Source organism: Leclercia sp. 29361 (genome assembly GCF_011290365.1).
GTDB classification, from domain to species: domain Bacteria; phylum Pseudomonadota; class Gammaproteobacteria; order Enterobacterales; family Enterobacteriaceae; genus Enterobacter; species Enterobacter tamurae.
Genome location: NZ_CP049786.1, coordinates 2,906,302 through 2,933,124, shown reverse-complemented (window position 1 = coordinate 2,933,124; position 26,823 = coordinate 2,906,302). Strand labels below are relative to the sequence as shown.

The 26,823-nt window shown below is 52.9% G+C and carries 35 protein-coding genes and 2 pseudogenes; 35 read left to right on the top strand and 2 right to left on the bottom strand.

What is annotated here, in order from left to right; genetic code table 11:
• Positions 1 to 117 precede the first annotated feature (117 nt).
• The 7 genes from G7090_RS14040 (at position 118) to G7090_RS14010 (ending at position 2,520) form a co-directional block, all read left to right on the top strand.
• The gene (locus G7090_RS14040; protein ID WP_166182823.1) at positions 118 to 543 is read left to right on the top strand and encodes a tellurite resistance TerB family protein; all 426 of its coding nucleotides are present in this window, start codon (positions 118 to 120) and stop codon (positions 541 to 543) included.
• A complete protein-coding gene (locus G7090_RS14035) occupies positions 540 to 695 on the top strand; it encodes a DUF3927 family protein (protein WP_166182822.1) in 156 nt (51 codons plus the stop codon). Before G7090_RS14040 ends, G7090_RS14035 begins: the two co-directional genes overlap by 4 nt.
• A 107-nt stretch (positions 696 to 802) precedes the next feature.
• On the top strand, positions 803 to 1,189 hold the full coding sequence (locus G7090_RS14030; RefSeq protein WP_063136051.1) for a phage holin family protein: 387 nt from the start codon (positions 803 to 805) through the stop codon (positions 1,187 to 1,189).
• Positions 1,176 to 1,457 carry a phage holin family protein gene (locus tag G7090_RS14025; RefSeq protein ID WP_126524667.1) on the top strand — a complete coding sequence of 94 codons (282 nt, stop codon included), beginning with the start codon at positions 1,176 to 1,178 and terminating at the stop codon, positions 1,455 to 1,457. The genes G7090_RS14030 and G7090_RS14025 overlap by 14 nt, the downstream gene beginning before the upstream one ends.
• Positions 1,457 to 2,086: a glycoside hydrolase family 19 protein gene (locus G7090_RS14020; protein ID WP_166182821.1), complete on the top strand. Its 630-nt coding sequence runs from the start codon at positions 1,457 to 1,459 to the stop codon at positions 2,084 to 2,086. The genes G7090_RS14025 and G7090_RS14020 overlap by 1 nt, the downstream gene beginning before the upstream one ends.
• Positions 2,087 to 2,093: 7 nt before the next feature.
• On the top strand, positions 2,094 to 2,369 hold the full coding sequence (locus G7090_RS14015; RefSeq protein WP_166182820.1) for a hypothetical protein: 276 nt from the start codon (positions 2,094 to 2,096) through the stop codon (positions 2,367 to 2,369).
• Positions 2,320 to 2,520 (top strand): hypothetical protein, encoded by a 201-nt coding sequence (locus G7090_RS14010; protein ID WP_166182819.1) that lies wholly within the window; start codon positions 2,320 to 2,322, stop codon positions 2,518 to 2,520. Before G7090_RS14015 ends, G7090_RS14010 begins: the two co-directional genes overlap by 50 nt.
• A 3-nt stretch (positions 2,521 to 2,523) precedes the next feature.
• On the opposite strand, the gene G7090_RS14005 is transcribed toward G7090_RS14010, so the two are convergent.
• Positions 2,524 to 3,009 carry a GNAT family N-acetyltransferase gene (locus G7090_RS14005; protein WP_166182818.1) on the bottom strand — a complete coding sequence of 162 codons (486 nt, stop codon included), beginning with the start codon at positions 3,007 to 3,009 and terminating at the stop codon, positions 2,524 to 2,526.
• 234 nt (positions 3,010 to 3,243) lie between these two features.
• Between G7090_RS14005 and G7090_RS14000 the strand changes: the two genes are divergently transcribed.
• Together G7090_RS14000 and G7090_RS13995 are read left to right on the top strand one after the other, a co-directional pair.
• Positions 3,244 to 3,474: a hypothetical protein gene (locus G7090_RS14000; protein WP_166182817.1), complete on the top strand. Its 231-nt coding sequence runs from the start codon at positions 3,244 to 3,246 to the stop codon at positions 3,472 to 3,474.
• 9 nt (positions 3,475 to 3,483) lie between these two features.
• The gene (locus G7090_RS13995; RefSeq protein ID WP_166182816.1) at positions 3,484 to 4,941 is read left to right on the top strand and encodes a glycosyltransferase family 2 protein; all 1,458 of its coding nucleotides are present in this window, start codon (positions 3,484 to 3,486) and stop codon (positions 4,939 to 4,941) included.
• Positions 4,942 to 4,978: 37 nt separating this feature from the next.
• On the opposite strand, the gene iraP is transcribed toward G7090_RS13995, so the two are convergent.
• Positions 4,979 to 5,314 carry an anti-adapter protein IraP gene (gene iraP / locus G7090_RS13990; protein WP_166182815.1) on the bottom strand — a complete coding sequence of 112 codons (336 nt, stop codon included), beginning with the start codon at positions 5,312 to 5,314 and terminating at the stop codon, positions 4,979 to 4,981.
• A gap of 60 nt (positions 5,315 to 5,374) precedes the next feature.
• On the opposite strand from iraP, the gene G7090_RS13985 reads away from it, so the two are divergent.
• From G7090_RS13985 to G7090_RS13865, 26 genes and pseudogenes are all read left to right on the top strand, one after another.
• Complete coding sequence (locus G7090_RS13985; protein WP_166182814.1) at positions 5,375 to 5,956, top strand: hypothetical protein; 582 nt, start codon at positions 5,375 to 5,377, stop codon at positions 5,954 to 5,956.
• The gene (locus G7090_RS13980; protein ID WP_166182813.1) at positions 5,953 to 6,294 is read left to right on the top strand and encodes an HNH endonuclease signature motif containing protein; all 342 of its coding nucleotides are present in this window, start codon (positions 5,953 to 5,955) and stop codon (positions 6,292 to 6,294) included. The genes G7090_RS13985 and G7090_RS13980 overlap by 4 nt, the downstream gene beginning before the upstream one ends.
• Positions 6,294 to 6,497: a hypothetical protein gene (locus tag G7090_RS13975; protein ID WP_166182812.1), complete on the top strand. Its 204-nt coding sequence runs from the start codon at positions 6,294 to 6,296 to the stop codon at positions 6,495 to 6,497. The genes G7090_RS13980 and G7090_RS13975 overlap by 1 nt, the downstream gene beginning before the upstream one ends.
• A gap of 184 nt (positions 6,498 to 6,681) precedes the next feature.
• Positions 6,682 to 7,167, top strand: coding sequence for a hypothetical protein (locus tag G7090_RS13970; RefSeq protein ID WP_063922244.1), 486 nt, complete (start codon positions 6,682 to 6,684; stop codon positions 7,165 to 7,167).
• Between the two features lie 6 nt (positions 7,168 to 7,173).
• A complete protein-coding gene (locus G7090_RS13965) occupies positions 7,174 to 8,688 on the top strand; it encodes a terminase large subunit (protein ID WP_166182811.1) in 1,515 nt (504 codons plus the stop codon).
• Positions 8,688 to 9,962, top strand: coding sequence for a phage portal protein (locus G7090_RS13960; RefSeq protein WP_166182810.1), 1,275 nt, complete (start codon positions 8,688 to 8,690; stop codon positions 9,960 to 9,962). Before G7090_RS13965 ends, G7090_RS13960 begins: the two co-directional genes overlap by 1 nt.
• 17 nt (positions 9,963 to 9,979) lie before the next feature.
• Positions 9,980 to 10,657 (top strand): HK97 family phage prohead protease, encoded by a 678-nt coding sequence (locus G7090_RS13955; RefSeq protein ID WP_166182809.1) that lies wholly within the window; start codon positions 9,980 to 9,982, stop codon positions 10,655 to 10,657.
• A gap of 2 nt (positions 10,658 to 10,659) precedes the next feature.
• Positions 10,660 to 11,817, top strand: a complete 1,158-nt coding sequence (locus tag G7090_RS13950; protein ID WP_057059277.1) for a phage major capsid protein — start codon at positions 10,660 to 10,662, stop codon at positions 11,815 to 11,817.
• Positions 11,818 to 11,851: 34 nt separating this feature from the next.
• Positions 11,852 to 12,178, top strand: a complete 327-nt coding sequence (locus tag G7090_RS13945) for a head-tail connector protein (RefSeq protein ID WP_156654771.1) — start codon at positions 11,852 to 11,854, stop codon at positions 12,176 to 12,178.
• Positions 12,178 to 12,516 carry a phage head closure protein gene (locus G7090_RS13940; RefSeq protein ID WP_150320643.1) on the top strand — a complete coding sequence of 113 codons (339 nt, stop codon included), beginning with the start codon at positions 12,178 to 12,180 and terminating at the stop codon, positions 12,514 to 12,516. Before G7090_RS13945 ends, G7090_RS13940 begins: the two co-directional genes overlap by 1 nt.
• Positions 12,513 to 12,962 (top strand): HK97-gp10 family putative phage morphogenesis protein, encoded by a 450-nt coding sequence (locus tag G7090_RS13935; protein WP_166182808.1) that lies wholly within the window; start codon positions 12,513 to 12,515, stop codon positions 12,960 to 12,962. Before G7090_RS13940 ends, G7090_RS13935 begins: the two co-directional genes overlap by 4 nt.
• The gene (locus G7090_RS13930) at positions 12,959 to 13,306 is read left to right on the top strand and encodes a DUF3168 domain-containing protein (protein WP_117309020.1); all 348 of its coding nucleotides are present in this window, start codon (positions 12,959 to 12,961) and stop codon (positions 13,304 to 13,306) included. The genes G7090_RS13935 and G7090_RS13930 overlap by 4 nt, the downstream gene beginning before the upstream one ends.
• Before the next feature lie 59 nt (positions 13,307 to 13,365).
• Positions 13,366 to 13,785, top strand: a pseudogene (locus tag G7090_RS13925) (phage tail tube protein); the annotation flags it as partial.
• Positions 13,786 to 13,817: 32 nt separating this feature from the next.
• Positions 13,818 to 14,201, top strand: a complete 384-nt coding sequence (locus G7090_RS13920; protein ID WP_166182806.1) for a phage tail assembly chaperone — start codon at positions 13,818 to 13,820, stop codon at positions 14,199 to 14,201.
• A gap of 8 nt (positions 14,202 to 14,209) precedes the next feature.
• Positions 14,210 to 14,488: a DUF4035 domain-containing protein gene (locus G7090_RS13915; RefSeq protein ID WP_166182805.1), complete on the top strand. Its 279-nt coding sequence runs from the start codon at positions 14,210 to 14,212 to the stop codon at positions 14,486 to 14,488.
• A gap of 51 nt (positions 14,489 to 14,539) precedes the next feature.
• A complete protein-coding gene (locus tag G7090_RS13910; RefSeq protein ID WP_166182804.1) occupies positions 14,540 to 14,839 on the top strand; it encodes a hypothetical protein in 300 nt (99 codons plus the stop codon).
• Positions 14,840 to 14,892: 53 nt separating this feature from the next.
• Positions 14,893 to 16,020 (top strand): annotated as a pseudogene (locus G7090_RS23955) (tape measure protein); the annotation flags it as partial.
• A gap of 84 nt (positions 16,021 to 16,104) precedes the next feature.
• The gene (locus G7090_RS13905) at positions 16,105 to 18,360 is read left to right on the top strand and encodes a phage tail tape measure protein (RefSeq protein WP_371811840.1); all 2,256 of its coding nucleotides are present in this window, start codon (positions 16,105 to 16,107) and stop codon (positions 18,358 to 18,360) included.
• Positions 18,360 to 18,827 carry a hypothetical protein gene (locus tag G7090_RS13900; RefSeq protein ID WP_166182802.1) on the top strand — a complete coding sequence of 156 codons (468 nt, stop codon included), beginning with the start codon at positions 18,360 to 18,362 and terminating at the stop codon, positions 18,825 to 18,827. The genes G7090_RS13905 and G7090_RS13900 overlap by 1 nt, the downstream gene beginning before the upstream one ends.
• Entirely contained in the window at positions 18,824 to 19,312 is a 489-nt protein-coding gene (locus G7090_RS13895) for a DUF1833 family protein (RefSeq protein WP_166182801.1), read from the top strand. The genes G7090_RS13900 and G7090_RS13895 overlap by 4 nt, the downstream gene beginning before the upstream one ends.
• Positions 19,313 to 19,321: 9 nt before the next feature.
• Positions 19,322 to 19,702 carry a CHAP domain-containing protein gene (locus G7090_RS13890; protein ID WP_166182800.1) on the top strand — a complete coding sequence of 127 codons (381 nt, stop codon included), beginning with the start codon at positions 19,322 to 19,324 and terminating at the stop codon, positions 19,700 to 19,702.
• On the top strand, positions 19,699 to 22,794 hold the full coding sequence (locus G7090_RS13885) for a host specificity factor TipJ family phage tail protein (RefSeq protein ID WP_166182799.1): 3,096 nt from the start codon (positions 19,699 to 19,701) through the stop codon (positions 22,792 to 22,794). Before G7090_RS13890 ends, G7090_RS13885 begins: the two co-directional genes overlap by 4 nt.
• A 62-nt stretch (positions 22,795 to 22,856) precedes the next feature.
• On the top strand, positions 22,857 to 24,971 hold the full coding sequence (locus G7090_RS13880) for a tail fiber domain-containing protein (RefSeq protein WP_166182798.1): 2,115 nt from the start codon (positions 22,857 to 22,859) through the stop codon (positions 24,969 to 24,971).
• Positions 24,968 to 25,252 (top strand): hypothetical protein, encoded by a 285-nt coding sequence (locus G7090_RS13875; protein ID WP_166182797.1) that lies wholly within the window; start codon positions 24,968 to 24,970, stop codon positions 25,250 to 25,252. Before G7090_RS13880 ends, G7090_RS13875 begins: the two co-directional genes overlap by 4 nt.
• Before the next feature lie 102 nt (positions 25,253 to 25,354).
• The gene (locus G7090_RS13870; protein ID WP_166182796.1) at positions 25,355 to 25,594 is read left to right on the top strand and encodes a hypothetical protein; all 240 of its coding nucleotides are present in this window, start codon (positions 25,355 to 25,357) and stop codon (positions 25,592 to 25,594) included.
• Positions 25,594 to 25,908 (top strand): hypothetical protein, encoded by a 315-nt coding sequence (locus G7090_RS13865; RefSeq protein ID WP_166182795.1) that lies wholly within the window; start codon positions 25,594 to 25,596, stop codon positions 25,906 to 25,908. The genes G7090_RS13870 and G7090_RS13865 overlap by 1 nt, the downstream gene beginning before the upstream one ends.
• Positions 25,909 to 26,823: the final 915 nt, after the last annotated feature.

Sequence of the window (26,823 nt, the reverse complement as noted above, 5' to 3'; positions counted from 1 at the left end):
CGGCGCAATCCAACCACAGAGCCTTTCAGGGGTGAGCCATAGGGAACGGTCGGTGTGACTGTCTCTGTGGGCCGATCATTCCTGAGCGCTGGCTCACCCGCTAAAAGGAAAGTCACTATGTTCGGTATCTTCAAAAAGAAAGCACGCAAAGCAATCGTCGAAGTGAAGAAGATGGAAAACCGCGACGCAGTAGAAGCGACCGTCTGGGGCTGCTACTCAATCGCATATGCCGACGGCACCTGCGACGCTTCAGAGATTGCAACGCTCGAAAAAACCATCCAGGCAAAACCAGCGTTTTCTGCATTTGCTGGTGAGATCGCCAGTATGAGCAGCAACATCCGTGCTCAGTATGAAGCCTCACCACGTTCTGCCAATGCGCAGGCAATGCGTGAACTCGGTGATGTGGCGGGAACGCCAGATGCGGTTGATGTTCTCTGTCTGTGCCTTGATGTCGCCGACAACGACGGTATTGGCGAAGACGAAGAGAAGCAGCTGAAAAAGATTGCCCAGGCGCTGCAGCTTCCTCTGGATCAGTATCTGTGATCGGCAATCTCCGCTGGGCCGCCGCCGGGGTGTTGTTATGCCTGGTGGTGGCTATCGACTTCACCAGCAAAATGATGTCCATCCTTGCTGATGGTGTGATGGTGGCCGGGGTTATTGCGCTCCTTTGGCCCCTGATTAAATCCAGTAAATAACACTGTGCAAAAGGTCATTCCGATGGCCTTTGACAGAGTGACACCCAGCCGCACAGCGGCCTTCTTTCCCCTCATCTTGAGAGGATTCACAGCACTGAGGGGGACCAATGTCCGATCCAATTTCCGGCACGGGGTTAGCCGGTGGCACCCTGGCGGGGGCAAGCGTTTATGGACTGCTGACCGGGACCGATTACGGTGTAGTTTTTGGCGCATTTGCAGGGGCGGTATTTTATATCGCCACGGCAGCCGACCTGGGCGCAGCACGCCGACTTGCTTATTTTATCGTGTCCTATATCGCTGGCATTCTGTGCTCCGGCCTGGTCGGGTCGAAGCTGGCTAACCTGACCGGTTACAGCGACAAACCCCTGGACGCCATTGGTGCCGTTATCGTTTCTGCTTTAGCCGTCAAAATCCTGACGTTCCTGAATAACCAGGATGTCGGCTCGCTGGTGGCGCTGATAACGCGCCGGGGAGGTTCAGGTGGTTCTAAATGACCCGACAGCAACTATCAACGCGCTGATCTGCGCTGGCGTAGTTCTGACTCTGATGTTTTACCGCCGGGGTGATTCACGGCATCGCCCGTGGGTTTCCCGCCTGGCATGGTTGATTACTGTCACGTACAGCGCCGTGCCACTGGCCTACCTTTGCGGCATTTATCCTCATTCATCGTGGGCTACCATTGGGGCCAACGTCCTTTTCCTTTCCGTGCTGGTGGCCGTCAGGGGCAACGTTGCGCGTCTGGTTGATCAACTGAGGCACTAATGAACCAATCACAATTTCAAAAGGCGGCTCGTATCAGCGCCGGGCTGGCCGCGCGCTGGTTTCCGCATATTGACGCTGCAATGAAAGAGTACGGTATAACCGCTCCGCTCGATCAGGCCATGTTTATTGCCCAGATGGGGCATGAGTCTGCCGGGTTTACACGGGTGGTTGAAAACCTGAACTATGCAGCTGAGAGCCTGGTACCAACGTTCGGTAGTCACCGCATTACCGCACAGCAGGCCGCTGCCCTCGGCAGAACGGCAATGCAACCGGCAAACCAGAAGGCAATCGCCAATCTGGTTTACGGGAATGAGTGGGGCAAAAAGAACCTGGGTAATCAGGTGGCGGGCGATGGGTGGAAATACCGCGGGCGCGGACTGAAGCAGATCACCGGGCTGAGCAACTATCGCAGCTGCGGCCTGGCGCTGAAGCTGGATCTTGTGACCCACCCGGAACTGCTGGAGCAGGATGTCTACGCTGCCCGATCAGCGGCATGGTTCTACGCATCTCGCGGCTGCCTTCTTCATTCCGGCGATGTTGAGCGCGTAACGCTGATCATCAATGGCGGCCGCAACGGGCTGGATAAACGGCGCATTCTGTTCAACCTGGCAAAATCCGTGCTGGTGTGAGGTCAATATGGGTATTGAAACGATCATCGGTCTGGCCGCGGCAGTGATAGCAGCCATTGCTGGCGCTTTTGGCCTGGGCCACGTTCGCGGCACCAGCAAAGCCGAAGCAAAAGCAGACCAGCAGCGAACCGAAGATAACGCCGCGGCCACGGTCGCTGTGGCAGAACGCAGGGTTGAAGCAACGAAAGAGGCCAGCAATGTACAGCAGACTGTTAACCATATGCCTGGCGACGATGTTGATCGCGAGCTGCGTGACTCGTGGCAGCGCCACGGTGGTAGTTGATACCGCCTGTGACTGGGTGAAGCCAATTTACCTGACCGATCATGATATTGATGTGCTGGATAAGCAGACGAAGAAAGACATCCTGGCGCATAACAAAGCGTGGCTGGCGAGCTGCAAATCTGCAAAGGCGCAAAAATATGCGCCCGAATAGCAGTTACTTTGTGGTTTTGAAAAGCTTCAAGTACTGATGGATAGGTTTTCCAGAGTGAGAATCATTCCCTGGCTCAGGTGTATCAGATAAAATTTTTGCAGCTAATTTGTTAGACGCCTGATTTTCAACCCCGACAATAGCCTCTACATAGAATTCATCGAAGGAATTTCTAAATCCGTATTGCATTTCTTCGATACTGGCGATGAGAAGCTGAGTACCGATGCCTTGCATTTTATATTCATCAGCTACTGCATAGCCAACGCCAAAACACGGCTTCCCTTCTACAAAATCTGCAGGGACATAAACAGCAACACCTTTAACAGTTTCTCCTTGAAAGAATGCATAAGTAAACCTGGGGGTGCCCTCGGCATCATCCAGAAGCACTTTCATACTTGGGTGAACTACACATGGTGAAGGTTTAATCAAGCCATTTGAAAAAGCGTGCTGAAAACTAATTAATGCATCTGTTGGATCAACGAGTTCAGGCATTTTGAATCCTATTAGTTTGTTGTGGGCAATTCAAAATACGACGTTCTTACGTTTAATTCTTTGACTTTACTAAGCCATGATTCGAAATTTTGAAGCAGGTTAAAGTTATTAAGTAAATCACTCAAAGCGCTTCGCACGCGCACATCTAAGAGAGTCTTTCAGCTGGGAGCTTGGGCAATCCGTTGCTCTTGGAGGACTTGTGTGAGACAGGCTCACGTCTAAAAGGAAAAAAGAATGTCCGAAAGTTCAAAGATTGATGAATGCCAAAGCGCGCATTGGTCCGTTAAAGTCCAGAAGGATCCGAGCGAGCGGACCGCGGGAAGCAATAAGACTATTACTGTCAATTCAACAAAGATCGTTCTCTCAGAAGAAATGCGTGAAGCTGTGGTGGATGCGGTAAATGATGCCCTTCAGAAAGCGACGAAGCCTGGCGGCTTACTCTGGAATAACCGCGGCGGTCGCTAAGGGGCTTTTATGGAAGTCTCTATTGATGGAGTAGCGTATGTACCGGCTGGTGCTACCTCCTCTCGAATCGGCATTGCTATAACGACGCACAACCGCGCTGACGTTTTGAGCCGCGCCCTGACTCAGCATATTAAGTTTTTACCCCCGGGTGCGCTGGTGGTTGTTATCGATGATGGCTCAAAACCTACAGCGGTAGTGCCCGACGGCGTGCAGCTGCTTCGCCATGAATCATCGCTCGGCATTGTCGCCTCGAAGAACGCCAGCCTGACCGCGCTGATGGATGCAGGGTGTGAGCATCTTTTTCTGTGGGATGATGACGCCTGGCCCATCGCCGATAACTGGCATCTTCCCTACATCGAATCACCCGAGCCACATCTGGCTTACCAGTTCCTCGATCTGGCTGGCCGCAATAAGCTGAATGACCTTTCGGTGCTTTACCGTGACGATCAGCATGTGGCTTATACTGGGCAGCGCGGCGTGATGCTGTATTACCACCGTAGTGCCATTGAGAAGGTCGGCGGATTCGATCTGGTATACGGTCGCGGCATGTACGAGCATCCCGATCTGGCGCTTCGGATTCACAACGCTGGTTTAACGTCGTGGGCGTTCGCTGATGTGGTTGGTTCTGAAAAGCTGATTCACTCAATGGACGAGTACGAAGAGGGCGTGCGCTCAATTCCACGGCCTGACCGAGAGGCACTGGTAAAAAGAAACGTTGGCATCTTCAACGCTCGACGCGACAGCGGTTATACCGGCTTTGCCTCGTACAGCAGAAATCCAAATCTGGTGATTACGACGCTACTCACAAGTCAGCCAGACCCACAGCGCGGCGGGAAGATGAAACCCGACCCGCAGGCTTTGCAGTCCTGGGCAGACTCAATATCCGGCGCGCTTCCGGTTGTCCTGGCTGACGAACTAAAAGAGTCTCCCAGCGGTGCCAGCTTGTGCGAGGTACCCGCATTAGACATGAGCCCTTACTTTGCGCGCTGGCTGCATATCTATCAGTATCTTCGTGCCCACCCTGAATACCATCTTGTCTGGTGTACTGACGGGACAGACGTTGAGATGCTGCGAGAGCCCTGGGCGGAAATGGAGCCGGGTAAAATCTATGTTGGCTCTGAGCACAAGACCTATGCCGACGAGTGGATGAAAGCAAACCACCACGGCAAAGCGTATAGCGAGTTCATTGAACTGCATCGGGATGAACCACTGCTTAACGCTGGCCTTCTTGGTGGCAGCCGTAAAGATGTAATGGAGTTTGCCCACCGCATCATCCGTCAGCATTACCTCATTGAAAGCCACCGTTTCTGGAAGATGGAAACAGCTCCCGCCACGCTGGTGGACATGGGCGCGTACGGTATGGCTGCAAAGTCATTCGGTGATCGTGTCGTTACTGGCCCTAAGGTCCATACTATCTTCAAAACGGATGGCTTCGGTAAGGAGGTGGCATGGTGGAGACATAAGTAGAGGCTGGAGCCTTAACCCCAGCTCTAAGAACTAAACTTTAGTCTTTGGCTGTTTCGTCTGGGGTTTCCTTTAACGATTCGATGTCAATTTCTGAATCGTTGGTCTCAAGTAGCTGTGTTAATACAATAAGATTATTGAACTCATTCAATAAGATTTCAGCGTCAGACTTAAGCGGTGTATCCGATGCGTCAAAAGCTGCATTAATTGCTTTCCTAACATTCTCAAGCATTTCATTCATACCGCCATTTTTTCCAATGGTCAGTAAAAGCGCACCAATTAACAGAGACTGAGCTTCTACCTTAGCCGCAAGCTGTTTAGCTTCAGCATCCATTTTGGAAATTTTAGCAATCACACCGAGAATCAAGTCTTTCATAATGCCCCCTGTTTTTTTGCGAGATTACCTCCTTAATATATTTGGGGCGAGGTTTATTTAATGGATATTGCCTATGTTGTGATCGCACATCCTTTACGAGCAGAACAAGCACTGTGTCTGGCTGACCAGCTTAACGCCCATATCTTCATGGATGAAGCAAAGCGAGGCGCGAACTGGAATCACCGGCGTGCGCTTGAATGGGCTGCAGAGCAATCCTGCCGGGTAGTGGTGCTGGAAGACGACGCTCTACCCGTTTCTGGTTTTACCGACCGGGTGATTGATTGGCTGGCCCGTTTTCCTGACGACATGCTGAGCTTTTATCTGGGTACTGGCCGACCGCCGCAGTATCAAAAAGAAATAGCCGGAATGCTGGTGGATGCTGATCGCCTATGTGGTGATCACATCGTGATGAGTAAGTTGATTCACGGTGTCTGCTATAGCCCACCCCCGGGCAGGTTGGCGAGTATGCTCAACTCATGGAATAAAACGCTGGCAGCTGATTACGCCGTCGGTGAGGCCTACGGCGGCAGAGTGATCTACCCGTGCTATTCGCTGGTGGATCATGCTGACCTGCCGACGGTTGAGCGCCACCCGGACAACGAGCCGAGGACAGAACGCCGCCGCGCATGGAGACTGGCATGAGCAAAGAGCCCCGCATATATGGCAGCCGATGGGATAAGGCCCGCCTGCGTTTCCTGCAGCAGCACCCGCTCTGTGTGATGTGCGAGCAGCAGGGTCGCATAACGGCGGCCACTGTTGTTGACCATATCGAACCGCACAAACTTAAAGATGCGCTTAAGTCGGGTAACCCGCTCGCCATCTCGAAGGCACAGCACCTGTTCTGGAGTAAACAGAACTGGCAGCCACTGTGCAAAGCGCACCACGACTCAACTAAGCAGAGAATGGAGAAGAGCGGCACAGTCATCGGCTGTGATGCCAACGGCTACCCACTCGATCCTGCGTCTCACTGGAGCACGTAATGAAAGACCTCAGTATTGAATACCGCGACGGTAAGTTTGTTCAGCTGGTGATCGATGGCGTGGTAATGAAGGGCGTGACCTCGATAGAGTTCTCCCACTCAGTCGGCCAGGACGTACCGACGCTGAGTGTATCGGGTCACTTATGGCCTGAACCTGAGAAGATCAATCCAGTCCTCCTGCAGGTAGAAAAAGACTCGGCCTAGCGCGGCGATGAAGCAGGGGATAGGCCTCAAATGAAATCATTTCAAATGCAATGATATCAAATGAGAATGAATCGCATCAGGGGTAGGGGGGGGATCAAATCTTCAAAACCTTTGCCCCAAATGACCGCCGCCAAAGTTTGATTTTAACGCTAACCCGATTTTTTCCGTTTTAAGGTGTTGACATATGGCAGATAAACGAACCCGCTCCGACAGTTCGGCGGCGGCGATTCAGGCCATGAATAATGCAGCAGTGGACACCATCGATCCGCCGTCCCATGCAGGTTTGGAGAAAAAAGCCGAACCATTCTGGCATGACAATATCAGATCGAAAGCCCTGGACAGCTGGACACCCGCCGACCTTCTGGCCGCTGTAGAACTGGCAAATAACCAGCTCTATATCACCGTTTTACGCAGAGATTTGCGCAAAGAAGAGCGCGTGCGCGGTGAAGGCAGAAACGAGGCCCTGATTAAAGACCTGCGGAAGCAAATTCCAGAATTGCAGCGAACCATCCTGGCACAGCGACGTGACCTGCAGATCCATTCCCACGCAACCAACGGCGAAAGCCGCGACCAGAAGAAACGCAACCAGAATGATCGCGCTGCCCGGGACACGCGAGCAGAGCATCAGGACCAGGACGACAACCTGATCGCCTTTCCCAAACACGGATAAAAGACTATGACGCGAGGTGAGCGCGTAATAGCGTTCATTGAGCGCTTTTGCATCGTGCCTGAAGGCAAGCTAATCGGGCAGCCAATGCGGCTCGACCCTTTTCAGAAAAAATTCATCCTGTCGATTTACGACAACCCCGCCGGTACGGACATGGCGATACTCAGCATCGCCCGTAAAAACGGTAAAACAGGGCTGATTGCCGGGATCCTGCTGGCGCATCTTGTGGGACCCGAAGCGGTACAGAACACGCAGATCGTCAGCGGCGCTCTCAGTCGGGAGCAGGCGGCCATTGTTTTTAACTTGGCAGTGAAGATGGTTAACCTCAATCCTAAGCTGCAGGAGCTGGTTCACATAACGCCCAGCGGCAAAAAGCTGATCGGGTTGCTGTGTAACGTTGAGTACAAGGCTTTATCTGCTGAGGGTAAAACTACACACGGCCTTTCGCCCATCCTTGCGATTCTGGATGAAACCGGGCAGGTAAGGGGGCCGCAGGATGATTTTATCGACGCCATAACCACGGCTCAGGGCGCACATGAAAGCCCGCTGCTGATTGTTATCAGCACCCAGGCGGCGAACGATGCCGACCTGCTGAGCATCTGGATAGATGACGCGGTTAAATCGAAAGATCCGCACATCGTCTGTCACGTTTACGAGGCCCCCAAAGAGGCGGATATCAGTAAGCGTGAATCATGGCTTGCCGCTAATCCGGCGCTTGGTACGTTCAGGTCTGAAAAAGACATGGCGCGCCAGGCAGAAAAAGCGGGACGCATGCCAAGTTTCGAGAACACCTTCCGAAACCTGAACCTGAACCAGCGCGTGTCTACAGTATCACCGTTCATATCCCGCAGCGTGTGGGAGCTGTGCGGCGGCTTACCGCAGAACACGGCGCGGAAATGGTATGCCGGGCTGGATCTGTCAGCCAGGAACGATTTAACGGCGCTGGTCATTGCTGGTGAAGCAGAAGATGGTGTCTGGGATGTTTTCCCCTTCTTCTGGACACCTGAAAAGACGCTTGAAGAACGCACCAAAACAGACCGCGCGCCGTATGACGTCTGGGTCAGAGAAGGCCTTTTACGCACGACGCCTGGCGCGTCCGTGGATTATTCATTCGTGGTCGCTGATATCGCCTCAATCATCGGTGATTTCGATATTACCTCGATGGCCTTTGACCGCTGGCGCATTGACCAGTTCAGGAAAGAGGCGGACGCCATCGGGCTGAGCCTCCCTCTGGTCGAGTTCGGCCAGGGTTTCAAGGATATGGGGCCAGCAGTGGACACCCTTGAATCGCTGATGCTTAACGGGCGGGTGAGGCATGGTATGCACCCGGTATTAACGATGTGCGCCGTGAACGCGGTGATCGTGAAAGATGCTGCCGGCAACCGCAAACTCGATAAATCAAAAGCAACAGGTCGTATCGATGGCATGGTCGCAATGACAATGTCCGTTGGTGCTGCCAATGGGGAAGTTACCGAACAGGGTGGTGACTTCGAGGACTTCATTTTCCGACCGCTGAGCATGTGATGGAAGAACCTAAATACACGATTGACCTACGAACCAATAACGGCTGGTGGGCAAGGCTGCAGTCCTGGTTTGTCGGCGGACGTTTAGTCACCCCAAATCAAGGCTCGCAAACGGGGCCAGTTTCGGCCCACGGCCACCTGGGCGATTCATCCATTAACGATGAACGGATACTGCAAATATCGACGGTGTGGCGCTGCGTTAGCCTGATTTCGACGCTCACTGCGTGTCTTCCGCTGGATGTATTCGAAACTGACCAGAGCGACAACCGAAAAAAAGTCGGCTTGAACAACCCGCTGGCTCGCCTGTTGCGCTATTCGCCCAATCAGTACATGACCGCCCAGGAGTTCAGGGAGGCCATGACAATGCAGCTTTGTTTCTACGGGAACGCCTATGCGCTGGTTGATCGTAACAGCGCTGGCGACGTGATCAGCCTGATACCGCTTCAGTCCGCCAATATGGATGTGAAGATGGTCGGTAAAAACGTGGTTTATCGCTATCAGCGCGATAGCGAGTACGCCAACTTTTCACAGAAAGACATTTTTCACCTTAAAGGCTTCGGATTTACGGGGCTGGTCGGCCTCTCACCTATCGCGTTTGCCTGTAAATCGGCAGGCGTGGCGGTGGCGATGGAAGATCAGCAGCGAGATTTCTTTGCGAACGGTGCCAAATCACCCCAAATCCTCTCTACTGGCGAAAAGGTGCTAACTGAGCAGCAGCGTTCGCAGGTTGAAGAGAACTTCAAAGAGATCGCTGGCGGCCCGGTAAAAAAACGCCTCTGGATTCTGGAAGCGGGCTTTTCTACTTCGGCAATTGGCGTGACACCTCAGGATGCCGAAATGATGGCGTCCCGAAAATTCCAGGTTAGCGAACTGGCCCGATTTTTTGGCGTACCGCCTCACCTTGTTGGCGACGTTGAGAAGTCAACGAGCTGGGGATCGGGCATCGAGCAGCAGAATCTCGGCTTCCTGCAGTACACCCTGCAGCCCTATATCTCGCGCTGGGAAAACAGCATTCAGAGATGGCTGATCCCGGCGAAGGACGTTGGCCGCATTCATGCTGAGCACAATCTTGATGGTCTGTTGAGAGGTGATTCTGCCTCCCGCGCTGCATTCATGAAGGCGATGGGAGAGGCAGGGCTTCGCACGATCAACGAGATGCGGCGAACGGATAACCTCCCGCCGCTGCCTGGCGGCGATGTGGCAATGCGGCAGTCGCAATACGTGCCGATCACCGATTTAGGAACCAACAAAGAGCCCCGCAATGACGGGGCTTAATTTTTATGGGGGCCACGATGCCTGAGATCGTAAAAACGCTGTCTTTCGACGAGACAGAAATCAAGTTCACCGGTGACGGGAAGCAGGGCATTTTCGAAGGATACGCATCTGTTTTCAATAACACCGACTCTGACGGCGACATCATCCTGCCCGGCGCTTTCAAAAACGCGCTCACCAACCAGACCCGAAAAGTGGCGATGTTCTTCAACCACAAAACATGGGAATTGCCGGTTGGAAAGTGGGACAGCCTCGCCGAGGACGATAAAGGCCTCTATGTGCGCGGCCAACTGACGCCAGGGCACAGTGGCGCTACTGACCTTAAGGCGGCAATGCAGCACGGTACGGTTGAGGGGATGTCGGTTGGGTTTTCGGTTGCTAAAGATGATTACACCATCATTCCCACTGGTCGCATTTTTAAGAATATCCAGGCCCTGCGTGAAATCAGCGTCTGCACCTTCCCGGCCAACGAACAGGCTGGCATTGCAGCCATGAAAAGTGTCGATGGCATTGAAACGATCCGTGACGTGGAGAACTGGCTGAGGGATTCAGTCGGTCTCACCAAATCACAGGCAGTTGGGTTAATAGCCCGGTTTAAGTCAGCGATTCGGAGCGAGTCCGAGGGCGACGGAAACGAAGCACAAATCAACGCTCTGCTTGAGAGCATCAAATCCTTCCCTTCTAATTTAGGAAAATAATTATGTCTGAACTCGCTCAAATTCAAAAAGCCATCGAAGAGTCCCAGCTGAAAATGACTCAGCTTTTCGATGCCCAGAAAGCAGAAATCGAAAGCACCGGCGTGGTGTCCAAACAGCTGCAGTCCGATCTGGCGAAAGTACAGGAAGAGCTGAGCAAATCCGGTACCCGCCTTTTCGATCTGGAACAGAAACTGGCTTCCGGTGCCGAAAACCCAGGTGAGAAGAAATCCTTCTCTGAGCGTGCAGCTGAAGAGCTGCAGAAGTCCTGGAACGGCAGCAAAGGCAGCTTCGATGCGAAGACCTTCAATAAATCCCTGGGCAGTACTGCGGCATCTGCTGGCAGCCTGATCCAGCCGATGCAGGTTCCGGGCATTATCATGCCGGGTCTGCGCCGCCTGACCATTCGTGACCTGCTGGCACAGGGTCGTATTTCCAGTAACTCACTGGAGTACGTGCGCGAAGAGGTGTTTACCAATAGCGCCGATGTGGTCGCTGAAAAGGCGCTTAAGCCTGAATCGGATATCACCTTCAGCAAGCAGACCGCCAACGTCAAAACCATCGCCCACTGGGTGCAGGCTTCGCGCCAGGTTATGGACGACGCCCCGATGCTGCAGTCCTACGTCAATGACCGCCTGATGTACGGTCTGGCGCTGAAGGAAGAAGGTCAGTTGCTGAACGGCGACGGCAGCGGGGATAACCTGGAAGGTCTGAACAAAGTGGCCACCGCCTACGACACATCGCTGAATGTCACCGGTGATACCCGCGCGGACATCATCGCTCACGCTATTTATCAGGTGACCGAGTCCGAGTTCAGCGCCTCCGGCATTGTCCTTAACCCGCGCGACTGGCACAACATCGCGCTGCTGAAAGACAACGAAGGTCGTTATCTCTTCGGTGGCCCACAGGCATTCACCAGCAATATCATGTGGGGCCTGCCGGTCGTTCCGACTAAGGCGCAGGCAGCCGGCACCTTCACCGTCGGCGGTTTCGACATGGCGTCTCAGGTCTGGGATCGCATGGATGCCACCGTGGAAGTCAGCCGTGAAGACCGCGACAACTTCGTGAAAAACATGCTGACCATCCTGTGTGAAGAACGCCTGGCGCTGGCTCACTATCGCCCGACAGCAATCATCAAGGGTACTTTCTCTTCTGGCTCATGATGGGGGAGGGCGGGGTAACCCGCCCTTTTAACGTATGGCGATAGATGTTCTGCAGGTTATCGGCCTCAACCTGTTTAAGCAGCAGATAGAGTTTGAAGAAGATGACCGGGACGAGCTGATCACGCTTTACGCCCAGGCAGCCTTTGACTACTGCTATCGATGGTGTGACGAGCCAGCATGGAAGGCGCCAGGTGATATTCCGGCAGCGGTTAAGGGAGCTGTGCTTCTGGTATTTGCTGACATGTTCGAACACCGGACCGCACAAAGCGAGGTTCAGCTTTACGAAAATGCTGCTGCTGAGCGAATGATGTTTATTCATCGCAACTGGCGCGGCAAAGCGGAACCTGAGGAGGGCTCCTGATGGAACCTGGACGATTCAGGCACAGGGTTAAAATCCTGAACTTCACAACCTCCCGGGATTCATCTGGGCAGCCAGTGGAGTCATGGAGTGGTGGCGATCCGGTTCCGGCAGAGGTGAAAGGGATCAGCGGCAGAGAGCAAATGTCAGGTGGCGCGGAGATGGCACAGGCAACGATTCGCATCTGGATGCGGTTCAGGCCTGAGGTACATGCTTCCTCCCGCGTAGAGGTGCTCAGCGGCCCATACAAAGGCCAATTACTGAATATTATCGGTCCACCTGTCGCCAACCCGAACGGTACTCGCCTGGAAATTCTGTGTAAAACAGGAGCTGAAAAGTGATCGGAACGAGCCTTGATTTTTCCGGACTGGCCGACATCGCAAAAGACCTTGAGGCGCTCAGTCGCGCTGAAAATAACAAGGTTCTGCGCGATGCCACGCGCGCCGGGGCCGAAGTACTCAAAGAAGAGGTGATCGCCCGCGCACCGGTACGTACCGGTAAGTTGAAAAAAAATGTGGTAGTGGTGACACAGAAAAGTCGACGCCGCGGCGAAATCTCTTCTGGCGTGCATATCCGTGGCGTTAACCCTCGCACCGGCAACAGCGATAACACCATGAAGGCGAATAACCCGAAAAACGCCTTTTACTGGCGCTTTGTAGAGCTGGGTACCGCGAACATGCCTGCGCATCCGTTTGTGAGACCCGCTTACGATACTCGCGAGGAAGAGGCCGCCAGCGTCGCCATTGCCAGGATGAATCAGGCTATTGATGAGGTATTGAGCAAGTGAATGAAGATAATATCTACGCCTTGCTTTCTCCCCTGGCAGAAGGTCGGGTATATCCCTATGTTGCGCCATTAGGTAGTGACGGGAAACCGTCGGTCTCTCCACCCTGGATTATCTTTTCCATCGTCGATGATGTTTCCGCTGACGTGCTGTGTGGCCAGGCAGAGAGCAGGGTTTCCGTTCAGGTCGATGTGTATTCCACTTCGATCGCTGAATCACGCTCTCTGAGAGATTTGGCGCTCGCTTCGCTTAAGCCGTTAAACCCTACAGAGGTGGTAAAAATCCCCGGATACGAACCAGATTATCGGCTCTACCGCGCCACCCTGGATTTTAAAGTTACCCCCTGATAAATCATTCACCAAACGAACCCGCTTAATGGCGGGTTTTCTTTTTCCAGGAGACAGCTATGTCTGCACTTTACGAAAAATCGCAGCTGACGAAGATCCTTATTTCCTCTGCGCCAGCCACCAAAGAAACGATGGACTCCGCAACCTTCCTCGATCTGAGTTGCACCATCAAAGAAATTCAGTTCACAGGCGGTCAGAAGCAGGATATTGACGTAACAACTCTTTGCTCTACCGAGCAGGAGAACATTAACGGTCTGCCTTCGCCGTCAGAAATCTCTCTTTCCGGTAACTTCTATAAGAATCCGGCGCAGGACGCCTTGCGCGATGCGTATGACAACGATACGACCTACGCTTTCCAGGTCATTTTCCCGTCCGGCAGGGGCTTTAAGTTCCTGGCTGAAATCCGCCAGCACACATGGTCTTCCGGTACCAACGGCGTAGTTGCGGCAACATTCTCCCTGCGCCTGAAGGGTAAGCCTGAAAACATCGAATCTGGTTCCTGAGGGGTTGCATGAAAAATATTAAAAACCTCGCCCTGGCAAAGATGTCGGGCTTTCGTCATAAGACGGTCGCCGTTCCTGAGTGGGAAGGCGTCAAAGTGGTTCTCCGTGAGCCGTCTGGTGAAGCCTGGCTGCGCTGGCAGGAAGTGGTGAAAGCGGGTGCTGATGATGAAAATGTGTCGGTATCTGAAAAGGCGCACCGTAACCTTTGCGCTGACGTGGTTCTCTTCATTGACGTCCTGTGCGACACCGATAAGCAACCGGTCTTCAGCGTCGACGAAGAAGAGCAGGTCCGCGAAATTTACGGCCCCGTGCATTCGCGCCTGCTTAAACAGGCCCTTGACCTGATCAGCAACGCGGAAGAAGCGCGGGAAAAGTCTCAACCCCTGGCGTAAAGTTCCTGATGTCGCTTGCGCTCCGCATGGGGCGCACGCTCTCAGAGCTTAGGCAGAGCATGACAGCAAGCGAGCTTCTGATGTGGATTGAGTTCGACAGGCAAAGCCCTGTTGGAGATGTTCGTGGTGATATTCAGGCCGCACAGATAGTCTCTGCCGTTTACGGTTCTCAGGGGGTAAAGGTGCCTCTGGAAGATGCAATCCTGCGCTGGGATGGTGGCGAGCAATCAGCACCTGAAGACCCCTTTGCTGGTCTTGAAGAGGCGCTTACTGCCGCGACTCAGTGACAAATCAACCATAAAAGAATAGGATCGGTTTTTTTATAATTGGTAAAGCAAATGAAAAAATTAGTTCTATTTATATTATGTTTTTGTCTTATCCCTATATCAAACGCGACTCAAACATTAGCGCCATTAGAATCAAGCGAACTGCAGAGTTATACTTCTACGGTTTGTGCTGAACATGCTAACCCTGAGCTTTGTAGTAAAGCGTTTTATAAATTCATGGGTTACATAAAAACAAACGATGACTACTTCTATTTCTGTAAGAAACAAAAAGAGATGGGCATGTCGATTAATAAAGAATCCTGCAATAAGTCGCAAGCCCTGAGAGAATTTTTAGATAACCCGGAAAGTTAATATCACAACAAAAAGCCTGCTTAGCGGGCTTTTTTTTCGCCTGGAGAAAATTGATGGCAACATTACGTGAGTTGATAATCAAAATTTCCGCTAACTCGCAATCATTCCAGACGGAAATATCCCGCGCATCGCGCATGGGTCAGGACTATTACCGCACCATGCAAAATGGCGGGCGACAGTCCGCAGCCGCAGCGCGCGAAAGCGAAAGAGCATTATCCGACCTTACTGATGGATTTGCATCAGCAGGAAGGGCCGCCGCCGCAGCTACGGCAGCTTTTGCAACTGGTAAACTTGTTCAGATTGCCGATGAGTGGAATTCTGTAAACGCGCGCCTTAAGCAGGCATCATCTTCTGCTGAGGATTTTGCAGTCACTCAGCGCCAGTTAATGGAAATTAGCCAGCGAACCGGCACGGCATTTTCCGATAACGCAAACCTTTTTTCACGCGCAGCAGCTTCAATGCGCGAATACGGGTATAGCTCTGATGAAGTTCTGAAAATTACCGAGGCTGTTTCAACTGGCCTTAAACTTTCAGGAGCAAACACCCAGGAAGCAAGTTCTGTTATCACACAATTCAGCCAGGCGCTGGCGCAAGGCGTTCTTCGAGGAGAGGAGTTTAACGCCGTTAACGAAGCAGGCGATCGCGTGATACGCGCACTTGCCGCAGGAATGGGAGTGGCTCGCAAAGACCTGAAGAGCATGGCTGATCAGGGGCAACTAACTATTGATAAGGTTGTTCCTGCACTTATGAGCCAGCTGGGCTCATTGCAGGGTGAATTTGCCAACATGCCGCAAACAGTTTCAGGTTCACTGCAAAAAGTTACCAACTCATTCATGGCCTGGGTTGGCGGTGTCAACCAGGCCACTGGTGCGACAGATGCGCTGTCTGGCGGATTAGATAGCGTCGCGCAAACGCTAGACTCTTTTACCTCCTCAGCGGTAAGTAGTGCTTTGAGTGATGTTGCTGACAATATGTCCACGATCACAACTGCTGCCGGTGCGCTTGTTGGAATTGGGCTGGCAAGATATCTCAGCGGAGTCGTAACGAGTGCTACGAGTGCAACAGGCGCACTGGTTTCTGCTGCCAAATCAGAAGTTGCTCTTGCAGTTGCACAGGATAAAGCTGCTCAGTCTGCTGTTGCCGCCTCAAGAGCTGAAGTTTATCGGGCTCAACAAGCTGTTCAGCGTTCCCGCAGTGCAGACATTCTGGCTGCTCAACAAGAGAAAGTTGCTGCAGCAGAAGCAAAAGTCACTGCAACTCAGACCATGCTGACCACCGCACTTGCAAGTGGAACTGCCACAGAAAAAGTCAGAGCCAGAACAGCTCTTGAACGTGCGCAGGCGGGTCTGGTGGCAGCTAAAAACGCTGATGCTCAGGCTGTTGCTGAAAGGCGCTTGGCTGCAGCCGAGGCAGCCAGAGATCGGAACCTTGCTAATCGAGTTTCCACGCAAAGCAATCTCAACAGTGTTACATCTGTGGGTACCCGCCTTTTAAGCGGTGCTATTGGACTCATTGGCGGCGTGCCTGGCTTGGTGATGCTTGGAGCTGGTGCCTGGTATGCGATGTATCAAAATCAGGAGCAAGCCCGTCGATCTGCACAGGAATATGCCAGTCAAATTGATGAAATCAGAGAAAAGACTTCTCGCATGTCTTTGTCTGAAACAGACGACAACAGAGGAAGAACTGTTGGTGCCTTGGTAGAGCAAAATCGCCTAGTTGGTGAGCAAGCCAAAAAGGTTGGTGAGCTGAAAATTCAAATCGACGGTTTGAATGCATCTCGCGGAAAGCCCGGCATAACCAGCGAAAACGATGCAAATATCCTGAGAGCCGTAGCGATAGTTACGGATCAGCTTGCCGTTGAAGAGGGAAAATTAAATGACATGCGAGATAAGTCTCGCGGCATTCAGCAGACTCTCGAAGAAATAGAGCGGCGCCGTAACGATTTAATACGCGAACAAGCCTGGCGTCAGAATGCAGTTTATCAGTCGCTGATCATGATGAATGGTCAGCATACTGAATTTAATAAAATTCTCGGTTTAGGCAACCAACTTCTCATGGCCCGTCAGGGGCTGGCTAACGTTCCGCTAAGACTGCCTCAGGCCGATCTCGATAAAAAGCAAACCGATGCACTTGAAAAGAGCCGTAGGGATTTGGAGTTATCACGCCTTAAGGGTGAAGAAAAGGAGCGCTTACGGCTCAGTTATGCCGCCGACGATCTGGGATTAACCAGTGACCCACAATTCCAGACAGGCCGTCAGGAGTTGATTAATAACGGTCTGCTGGAATGGCGAAATAATGAGGCCAACAAACCCCAGAAAAAGACGCCAAAATCTGATGAGCAAAAGACATCGGAGAAACTTGAGGAGTCTTACAAGCGCCTCATCAGCCAGCAGCAGGAACAGCTCGCGCTTGCTGGCCAGAGTACGGAGCTCGCTAAAACCAAATATCAGGTAACCCAGGGTGAACTGGGGGCTTTGTCTGAAACTCAGAAGACAGAGCTTCTGCGCAACTCCGCCGCGCTTGATCATCTTAATGCTGTTGAACGCCTTAAATCCCTGAATCAAGAACTGCTGAAGCCCGAGGAGGCGCTTCTAAAGACCACTCGCGAGCGCATTAAATTGTTACGCGAAGCAGCACCTGCGACAGAACAATATCGCGAAACGATGGAGCGCATATCGAAAGCTTCGGTTCAGGACGCCCCGAAATTTGGCGGTATCGATTCATCCGTCGGCGGTGCCAGCGGCGAACTTGTTCGAGTCGCTGATGCGCAAAAAGAACTGGAAAAGTGGTACGAAACACAGCTTGAAATGCAGAAGGAGTTGCTCGATCAGAAGGAGATTAACGAGCAAACCTATGCGGATCGTGTTGCTGAAATCAACAAGACGAATGCTTCGCAATTAGAGGATATCCAGGCGGGATATACATCTGCCAGTCTGGCCATGTTCTCTGATCTTGCAGGGCAGTCGGCGCAGCTGCTGCAGGGTATCGGACAGGAAGGTAGTCTTGCCTATAAGACACTGTTTATTGCCAGTAAGGCGGCAGCAATGGCGCAGGCAGTGATCAACACTGAACTTGCAGCAACCAAGGCTATGGCGGAAGGCGGGCTCATTATGGGGATCCCTGCGGCCACAGCAATCCGCGCCGTTGGTTATGCGTCAGTGGCGTTGATAGCAGGTCAGTCACTCGCTGGCATGGCTCATGATGGGATTGACCGGGTGCCGGAAACTGGAACCTGGTTGCTGCAAAAGGGAGAGCGCGTGGTAACCGCCAGCACCTCAGCCAAGCTCGATGCGACCCTGGAGAGGGTGCAGCAGTCCCGGCAGGCCTATGCCGGCGGCACCTTCCATATCCAAAATTCATTCACCGGCAAACCAGATGACGCAACACTGATGGCTATCGACCAGCGAAACCGGCAATTAGCAGCTTCGATCCGTAAAGAAATGGCCGCCCAGGTTATCAAACCAGACGGGGACTTTGGTCGGGCGCTGAAGTCCATTTACCCGAACCGGAGACGAGGATAATGGCAGATATTGTCTACCCACATGATTACCTGCCAATGCCGCTGCAGGATGGATATGGCTTCAAACCTGTCAGCCCCCTACAGCGAACTGAAACAACATCCGGCCGCGCCCGACAGCGCCGCAAGTACACATCAACACCAACCATCGCAACCGTGAACTGGATTTTCACTAAGCACAACCAGGCTCAGCTATTTGAGGCCTGGTTTCGGGATGCGCTTACGGATGGTGCTGCATGGTTTTTGATGAGGCTGCAAACACCGCTCGGCTGCCAGCAGTCCTATAAATGTAGGTTCACTGATATATACGAGGGACCGACGCTTGTTTCTCCAAAATACTGGAGATACAGCGCGCAGCTTGAATTGTGGGAGCGACCAATACTGCCGCCTGGTTGGGGTTTATTTCCTGAGCTGGTGGCGGGGTCGGATATTATCGATCTGGCACTGAATAAGGAGTGGCCCGAAGCATGACCAGTGCGGTTCTCAACCGGCTTTACGCATCCGGCGGTGATGAAGTCATTCTGGATACGCTGCAGATCACCGTTGGTGGTCAGAGTTACTGGCTAACCCGCGGCTGGGAAGACATTACAGTCACGCTTGAAACGGGTGACAAAGCGACGTTTACCGGCTCAGCAATCGACGTGGCGCTGCCGGCGCGCAATTCCGACGGCACGCAGGATCTAAAATTCGCGATCAGCAATATCGACGGCGTGGTATCGACCGCAATTCGCAACGCACTGGACAATCTTTCCACTGCCTCATTAACTTTCCGCCGGTACGTCTCCACCGATCTGTCAGCACCCGCAGCTCCCCCGTTCACCCTCGCGATTAAAGAGGGTTCCTGGACAGCAACGGAGGTGCAGATCACCGCCGGCTATATGAACATCCTCGATACGTCGTGGCCACGTTATCGATACACACTGACAGACTTCCCGGGTCTTCGTTACCTCCAGTAGGAAATCATCATGTTTAATCCTGACAAGTACCGTTCTGTCGAGTGGCAGAAGGGCGGACGCGCTTACCCCTCACTCGACTGCTTTGGCATAGTTAACGAAATTCGGCGTGATCTGGCACTGGCTCCATGGCCTGAGTTCGCCGGGATTACAAAAGATGATAACGGTCTCGACCGGGAGGCGCGCGGGCTGATGGCTGATCTGCAGCGTTGCGCGCCTGCGCCTGGCGCGGGCATTGCCTGCTATTCCGGCTCAGTGGTGACACATGTCGCCATCGTGGTGGAGATCGACGGCGTGCTCCATGCCGCCGAGTGTAATCCCCGCACTAACGTGACTTTCCTGCCGCTGGCGCGGTTCGCGCGTCGGTTTATTCGCGTGGAGTATTATCAGTGACGATCCGTATCTATCCGTCCCGGCTGCCCGGCGAACCGCTGGAAACCCACCATCATGAACCCCTGACACTCAACTCCTGGTTTGCACAGAACGTTGAGGGATGGACGCCTGATCGGCAGCACCCGGTTGCGGTTGAAATCGACGGCGTCCCGGTGCCGCCGACAGAGTGGGCTCTGTATGCCATTCGCCCCGACAGCGATGTAAGGATGTATCCGGTGCCCTACGGTACCGGTGCGGAAATCGCGCTATGGGCAGCTGTTGCTGTTGCGGTTGCCTCGGCGGCGTACTCGATTTACATGATGAGCACCATGCAGACGGGGGCAGCCAGTCAGCCCGGCAGCGGTGACCAGCTTGAGCTCAACCCGGCGAAAGCCAACATGGCAAAACTCGGCGACCCGGTACGGGAAATCTTCGGACGGTACCGCGTCTGGCCGGACTATGTTACGCAGCCGGTTAGCCGATTCGTTGGTGAGACCAGCTTCGTTACCAGCATGTTTGTCGCTGTTGGCGTCGGAAATGTATCATTGCCTAAATCCGATATGAGAATAGGCAATACGCCGTTCTCTGCATTCGGAGATGATGTCAGTTACACCATCTACCCACCCGGCGCGGACGTTTCTTCCGACAGCAGGACAGAGAACTGGTACAACTCCGGCGAAGTTGGCAATACCACATCAGGTACCGCTGGCCTGGATCTGGGCTCGAGCGGACCACAAACTGTCGGTATTAGCGCGGACGCGGTACTGGTCAGTGGCAACACCGTTACGCTCATATCAACGGGTAGCAGCGATGAAGATTCGGACGTACCGGAATCATGGGCTGCAGGCACAATTATTACTATTGAGGCTCCTGCCTCATGGAGCGTCTCGAACTCGGGCGGTTACAACGTCATTTACGGTGAAATGGACGAGCTGTCCCCGGTGGTGGGCATGCCAGTTAATCTTGGCTTCAACAATACTGATTATGATCTCGTGATAGCAAGTTACACCCCAGGGGTTGCTGCTGTTCCAGGCGTTGGCGGATCGGCGGCAAGTGTTCTGGCCAGCGCGGCCCCTTCGGTTTACGATTACTCCACAGCGCCGGTGACGTTCAATATTACGTGGCAAGGAACAACGTGGCCGGTGTCGCTGCTGACAAATTATGTGACCATGAGCGGGCTGGTTTCAACAATAACGTCTCAGCTGACAGGCTCCGGGTTGATCGCGCGCGACAACTCGGGTCGAATCGAAATTACTGAATCTTCCAGTCCCTTCTCAGGCGATACAATTACCCACAGCACCCTGCCGCAATCTGCGTTTGGGGATGCGCCTGTCAGCACGCCGGGCGTTAAATCATCTGGCGGCACGCCTGAAATTCGCGCCCATATTACACTGGCCTACAGCAGTGCGACCGGCAAGCCTTTTACAGGGATCCCGGCGGGCACGCAGCGAATCTCGATTGGTTATGCCGACAATAAATACCGTATTACTGACGTGGACAGCCAGACCATTACTGTCGAGCGCGTGTTAATTTCGCAGGTACAGCAGGGAACTCCACCTTCGACAGTTGAGGTGGTGACCGTTGACAGTACATGGCCCGGATTTACTGACCGAACCTTGCTGGATGCCAGCATTACCGGTGTCAATGATGATTACGACTGGGTGGGCCCGTTTCTGGTTTGCCCTGATGGTGAAACTACCAACCGGTTTGAGGTGAATCTCAATTTTCAGAACGGGCTGGTTAAGTACAGCGATAAAGGGAACAAGAAGAACAAGACCGTTGAGATCATTATCCAGTATCGGGACGCGTCGACTGCTGGTGAATGGACTGAACAGGTGCTGAGCTGGAAGAGGAAAACCGAGAATCAGATAGGGTTCACCCGGGCATTCGCCGTTCCTGCAGGGCAGTATGAAGTCCGAATGAGGAGAAAGGATCCTGTAGCCGGCGGCAGCACGCGTGATCAGGTCTTCTGGCAGGCGCTTCGCTCCCGACTATCATCCCGCCCACGTCGCTATGAAGGAGTCACGACGATGGCGTTGACGGTTCGGACCGGCAACCGCCTGGCTGCGCAGTCTGATCGGCGAATAAACGTCACACCTACCCGGCTTTATGATGGTCATGCCTCGCGCACGATTAGCGGTGCGCTATACCACGTGCTGGAATCCCTCGGCTTTAAGCCTGAACAGATTGACCATACAGCGATCGATGCGCTGGAGCAGAACTACTGGACGCCCCGCGGTGAGACGTTCGACTGGGCAACCGATGACAGTAAATCAGCATTGGAAGTGCTGAAGATCATCGCCGGGGCGGGGATGGGCTACTTTTTGCTGTCAGATGGCCTGGTGTCCGCCGGGCGTGAAGGGGTGAAAAACTGGACAGGTATGATCACCCCTCAGGAGACCACTGAAGAACTTCAGACCGCATTTAAGGCACCGAGTCAGGATGATTATGACGGGGTCGATGTCACCTACATCAATGGCACGACGTGGGCAGAAGAAACCGTTCAGTGCCGGCTGCCCGGGAACCCGACCCCCGCTAAGGTTGAGGATTACAAGCTGGAGGGGGTGGTGGATAAGGACCGGGCGTACCGAATCGGTATGCGTCGTCTGCTGGGTTATCTCCTGCAGCGCCTGCAGCATACGACCAGCACTGAGATGGATGCGCTTTGCTACCAGTTTATGGACCGCATCATCCTGACTGATGACATCCCCGGTAGCCAGACGCTGAGCTGCCTGATCACAGACATGAGCTGGGACAGGAATGTAATCACGTTGACGCTCAGTGAGCCGCCTGACTGGAGCTTTGCCAACCCCAGAGTGGTGATCCGCCACCAGGGGGGGCAGGCATCAGCACTTCTGGTACCGACCCGGATTGACGATTACACGCTGAGCATTCCATACAGCGCTGCGCTGGCGCCAGATGAATGGGAAATGGGCAGTCCGTATATTGAGCCGCCGCGTCTGATGTTCTGCTCATCTTCGCGCGTGGGATATGACGCACTGGTGGGGGAGATAACTCCCGGTAGCGACGGAACCAGCAGCGTAACAGCCATTCAGTACCATCCCGGAAAATATCAGTACGACGACGCGAAATATCCCGGCGACGTTGCTTAACACATCCATTCCCCAAATACTTTGAACCCGCTTCGGCGGGTTTTTTTATGCCCGGAGCGAGCATGACTAAATACGCAACGATGAATCCGCTGGGATCGACCAGCCCGTATGATTTATTCGATAACGCGCAGAACTTCGATATTGCTTTCAACAGCATTACCGCTGCAATGTGGCTGGACCGCTTTGGTAAGTCACGTCATACATGGTATGGGCTGGAGGCCATGGCGAAGGCAGCCATTGCCGCTTTCGGCTATATCACCATGGATTCTTTCCAGACCGGGGCCACACTGACGCTGCCTAACCAGGTTCTGCGCGATACCAGCACCGGTGAATACTATCGCTGGGATGGCACATTCCCGAAAGTAATTCCTGCCGGGTCGACGCCCGCTGCCAGTGGAGGTATTAGCATTGGGGCGTGGCTGAGCGTAGGCGATGCGGTGCTGAGAGGGCAAATATCCGACCCTGATGGCGCTGAAAAATATCCAGAATTGCAGATGGCACGCTGGCGTGATCAGGGGGATATTCGCGGCTGGGGGGCGAAGAGTGGAGGTGTCATTGATAGCGCCGCCGAGATAGCGGCAGCCATATCGTGGGCAGTTTCTACGGGTAACGACCTGACAGCATCTGGTGTTTTCCGCTGTTCTTCGGGGATTACCTTGCCTACGGGCCGCTACAGCCTTAACTTCACCGGCGCGAAGATTATCTTTGACGCCGGGGTTTCTGTGGCGGTAACAGTCGGTACAGCAGGCTCAGACCCATATCGCGGAACGATAAGGGGGCTTCAGATTGAAAAAACCAATTATGAAGGCTCTGATATTGGGGTATTACTGCTTAACTGTGTCGAAGCCGGAATTGAAAACCCTGTAGTAACCAACTTCTCAAAAGCCATTGCCTGCATCCCTGGCGCATCCAGCCGGGTATCCTATAGCACTATCCTTAACCCGACCCTGACGAATCACGAATATGGCTTCTATGCTAAACCCCCGGCCAGTTCCTATGTGAATGAAAATACCGTCATCGGTGGGCGTTTTGCTTCAAACGTAAACGGCCGACTGGTTGACCAGATTTATCTGGACAACTCTACTGGCCAGGGCGTCCAGCACAACCGTTTCATTGGCGTATCCATCGAAGGCTTTAACGGAGCTGGCGCATGCGGACGAACAGCGATTAACGTGGTCAACGATGCCAACCAGAATATCTTCTCGTTCTGCCGAACCGAGAAGTACGGCACTGGCTGGAGCAGTGGTTATTCTGTCACGTTCGGGGCAAACACAAGTGGTAACTTCCTGGAAGACCCACGTATTGATGTCACTATCTCTGACGCGTCCGGGCTGAACCAGTGGGATACTCGCCTGGGTGGGATAAAACGTGTTGGCCATTCGACTGCCGTATCAGCTAGTCCGATGCTGAAACTCATTCGCCAGCAGCCGTTAAATAACCCGGACACGAAGTTTGCTATTGATGTAGAGGATACTTACTCGGCATCAGGTGATGCGGGGTTCATTAAATACACATCCAAGCGAGGGTCCGGTAATGTCATTGAGATAACCACTTTCTATGGTGACGTGCTAAAGGTTAAGGGCGATGGCGAATTCGTAACCGCAATTAAGACTCCTTATGTTGAGACAACCTCAACCACCGATCCTAACTATTTCAACAGCAAGATTGTTACTGTCGGAGCGAAGACGCTGACGCCAGCAACAGCAGCAACCGGGCTGCTGGTATACAGCAATACGTCATCCAATACGGGAGGTGTCGGAGCAGAATTCATTACCAGTAATGTAGCCGGCCGACAGCATATCTCTTTCTCAAACCCGAATGGAGTGGTGGGCTCTATCTCCACTAACGCGAACTCCACCGCGTACAATACCTCTTCCGATGGCAGCCTCAAGTATGGAATTGAAGATGCTGCGGATCCCGGTGACATTATTGATGCCATTAAGGTTCGTCAGTTTTACTGGAAATCTGATGATAGCTATCAGGCTTATGGCGTCATTGCACAGGAGCTTTATGAAGCATTCCCGGACGCAGTAACAACCGGTGGTGACGATCCAGACGCTAAATGGTCGGTGGATTATTCGAAGCCTGTGCCGCTTCTGATTAAAGAGATGCAGCAAATGCGCAAAAGAGAGCAGTTGATGAATCAAAGGATTAAAGCCCTGGAGGAAAAATTATGAAAATTGAACTGACGGCAGAGCAATTGGCGACTATTGATGAAGCACTGCAACAACTGCCATATAACATTGCAAAGCCTCTAATCGACCACATCAACTTACAGAAAATTGCAGGGTCAGGGTGGCCTGTTAGAACTGGTTATGTAAACACACCATTTAAAATTACATCTGACCCATGCCTTATGACACCGGTAGTAGAGTATGTGCCTCCTATCGTTACTACAGGTCGTTATTCTTTTGAGGGTAATCCGTCAGATAAATACAGCACTACGCAGCTTTGTTAACCACCCTTTAACTCCTGGCGTCGGTATTGATAGACGTCGCCGCATTGATCTGCACTCACTTTAAAACTACTGTATATAAAAACAGTAAAAGGAGTGCAGATCATGCCCCGCAAATCAGACATTCACAGCGCATTTGTCGCTGTCATACAGCAAAACCCTAAAGGCTACCAATGGTTACGCACGGATGACTTCATTCGTGAGTTGCGCGCGAGAAACTGGCATTTCAGCCGAGCCGATGTCAACGAGTGGATAGAGCGCTATCAGCCGGACTTCACGGATAAGACAACTGACGGAACCGACAATCACTACTGGATCCTGCGCAACATGGGGATGATTCACTGATGGGCTTCGTATCTCCGGCAACCGGTTATGTCGAGCAGCGCCTGTCCCCGGCCAGCATCTGCACCACGAACGAAAGCCGCATCCTGGAAACGTCAACCGGGTTTGCAGTTATCGAGCCGGTCACCAGGCTGGTGCAAGGTCAGGTGCTGCTGATCCTCAGCGGCGGGCAGACTCAATTTGCACGGTTTATGGGGAAAGCGTTAATTACTGAGGATGGCGAAGTAATCGACGGCGAAGCTGCGGAAGAAGTCGAGGTCATGGGAAGGGTGACGTTCTTCATCAACAGCACGGACGCTGATGAAAGCCCTGTGTAAATGCAGCCTATAAAAAAGCCCGCACGGGAGCGGGCACAAATCCCTTAGTTTTGTTATCAACCCCGCGCTCATGACGCAGGTCGTTAACGTATCGGCAGCATGAGCCATAACTTTAGGTAGGGGGTATTAGCGCTTCGTTTAAAATCATCTACCTTTAATGAAGGTGAATCCCCCTGTGCGGTGGGGCAATCCAGTTGCTGTTCGTGTAAATATGCTTGCGGCTCGTATAACTGGTAACGAGTCACCGGGAGGCACCCGGCACCTTAAGCTGTTTGTTTGTGCTGATTTCATTTGCCTGCCTAATCAGCAGGCTTTTTTTTACAGCCCTGATGGAGGCTCAGATGGCAAGTTTTGCGTTTTTAGCCGTTTGGATTGTGGTGATCTTGTCAGGTCTTATCAATCTTTTGAGAACGTTATTAAATATCTGGTGCGGTCCGGAGCAATATTAAATCGTCCCGGATGACGCGTGGCCCTACCATAAACTGCTAGCGCTGCTGGCTCATTGCACTTGGTCATATTTGTTAGTCAGTGCTTTTAAGCCTGGCTACGAAAACATTAAGAAATGTTAATCATTGCACCTTTAGTTATAAAGAAACTGCGTATGATGTCAGTTCAGCAAACGGCGTGAGGCGTGGTACCCGTTATGAAATTCATCTGTCCTGCATGTAAAAGCAACCGGTTCTTTTTCACTTCCTTCAATCCCGTGTTAAACCTGCCACACGGTGCGGTATGTTCCGTATGTGGTACACGGCTGACTACGCGCTCCATCTCTCCAACTCCACGCAAAAGGCGCTGGCCTAAACGGGTGGTATAGATGCGCGAGGTCGTGAACACGGTGTCGTACTTCACCGGGCATGCACAGGCCGAGGACTGCTCCCCAGTAATTTGAGGGAGGAAAGAGAAACCCGGCGCGGT

Coding starts and splice junctions, on each gene's coding strand:
- G7090_RS13965 (WP_166182811.1), top strand. CDS start 7,174: ATGACGCGAGGTGAGCGCGTAATAGCGTTCATTGAGCGCTTTTGCATC.
- G7090_RS14040 (WP_166182823.1), top strand. CDS start 118: ATGTTCGGTATCTTCAAAAAGAAAGCACGCAAAGCAATCGTCGAAGTG.
- G7090_RS13960 (WP_166182810.1), top strand. CDS start 8,688: ATGGAAGAACCTAAATACACGATTGACCTACGAACCAATAACGGCTGG.
- G7090_RS13890 (WP_166182800.1), top strand. CDS start 19,322: ATGTTTAATCCTGACAAGTACCGTTCTGTCGAGTGGCAGAAGGGCGGA.
- G7090_RS13875 (WP_166182797.1), top strand. CDS start 24,968: ATGAAAATTGAACTGACGGCAGAGCAATTGGCGACTATTGATGAAGCA.
- iraP (WP_166182815.1), bottom strand. CDS start 5,314: ATGAAAGACTTGATTCTCGGTGTGATTGCTAAAATTTCCAAAATGGAT.
- G7090_RS13895 (WP_166182801.1), top strand. CDS start 18,824: ATGACCAGTGCGGTTCTCAACCGGCTTTACGCATCCGGCGGTGATGAA.
- G7090_RS13910 (WP_166182804.1), top strand. CDS start 14,540: ATGAAAAAATTAGTTCTATTTATATTATGTTTTTGTCTTATCCCTATA.
- G7090_RS13970 (WP_063922244.1), top strand. CDS start 6,682: ATGGCAGATAAACGAACCCGCTCCGACAGTTCGGCGGCGGCGATTCAG.
- G7090_RS14010 (WP_166182819.1), top strand. CDS start 2,320: ATGTTGATCGCGAGCTGCGTGACTCGTGGCAGCGCCACGGTGGTAGTT.
- G7090_RS13900 (WP_166182802.1), top strand. CDS start 18,360: ATGGCAGATATTGTCTACCCACATGATTACCTGCCAATGCCGCTGCAG.
- G7090_RS13955 (WP_166182809.1), top strand. CDS start 9,980: ATGCCTGAGATCGTAAAAACGCTGTCTTTCGACGAGACAGAAATCAAG.
- G7090_RS13940 (WP_150320643.1), top strand. CDS start 12,178: ATGGAACCTGGACGATTCAGGCACAGGGTTAAAATCCTGAACTTCACA.
- G7090_RS13865 (WP_166182795.1), top strand. CDS start 25,594: ATGGGCTTCGTATCTCCGGCAACCGGTTATGTCGAGCAGCGCCTGTCC.
- G7090_RS13995 (WP_166182816.1), top strand. CDS start 3,484: ATGGAAGTCTCTATTGATGGAGTAGCGTATGTACCGGCTGGTGCTACC.
- G7090_RS13975 (WP_166182812.1), top strand. CDS start 6,294: ATGAAAGACCTCAGTATTGAATACCGCGACGGTAAGTTTGTTCAGCTG.
- G7090_RS13915 (WP_166182805.1), top strand. CDS start 14,210: ATGTCGCTTGCGCTCCGCATGGGGCGCACGCTCTCAGAGCTTAGGCAG.
- G7090_RS13945 (WP_156654771.1), top strand. CDS start 11,852: ATGGCGATAGATGTTCTGCAGGTTATCGGCCTCAACCTGTTTAAGCAG.
- G7090_RS13880 (WP_166182798.1), top strand. CDS start 22,857: ATGACTAAATACGCAACGATGAATCCGCTGGGATCGACCAGCCCGTAT.
- G7090_RS14005 (WP_166182818.1), bottom strand. CDS start 3,009: ATGCCTGAACTCGTTGATCCAACAGATGCATTAATTAGTTTTCAGCAC.
- G7090_RS13950 (WP_057059277.1), top strand. CDS start 10,660: ATGTCTGAACTCGCTCAAATTCAAAAAGCCATCGAAGAGTCCCAGCTG.
- G7090_RS14000 (WP_166182817.1), top strand. CDS start 3,244: ATGTCCGAAAGTTCAAAGATTGATGAATGCCAAAGCGCGCATTGGTCC.
- G7090_RS13985 (WP_166182814.1), top strand. CDS start 5,375: ATGGATATTGCCTATGTTGTGATCGCACATCCTTTACGAGCAGAACAA.
- G7090_RS13905 (WP_371811840.1), top strand. CDS start 16,105: ATGCTGACCACCGCACTTGCAAGTGGAACTGCCACAGAAAAAGTCAGA.
- G7090_RS14030 (WP_063136051.1), top strand. CDS start 803: ATGTCCGATCCAATTTCCGGCACGGGGTTAGCCGGTGGCACCCTGGCG.
- G7090_RS13920 (WP_166182806.1), top strand. CDS start 13,818: ATGAAAAATATTAAAAACCTCGCCCTGGCAAAGATGTCGGGCTTTCGT.
- G7090_RS13980 (WP_166182813.1), top strand. CDS start 5,953: ATGAGCAAAGAGCCCCGCATATATGGCAGCCGATGGGATAAGGCCCGC.
- G7090_RS14020 (WP_166182821.1), top strand. CDS start 1,457: ATGAACCAATCACAATTTCAAAAGGCGGCTCGTATCAGCGCCGGGCTG.
- G7090_RS14015 (WP_166182820.1), top strand. CDS start 2,094: ATGGGTATTGAAACGATCATCGGTCTGGCCGCGGCAGTGATAGCAGCC.
- G7090_RS13870 (WP_166182796.1), top strand. CDS start 25,355: ATGCCCCGCAAATCAGACATTCACAGCGCATTTGTCGCTGTCATACAG.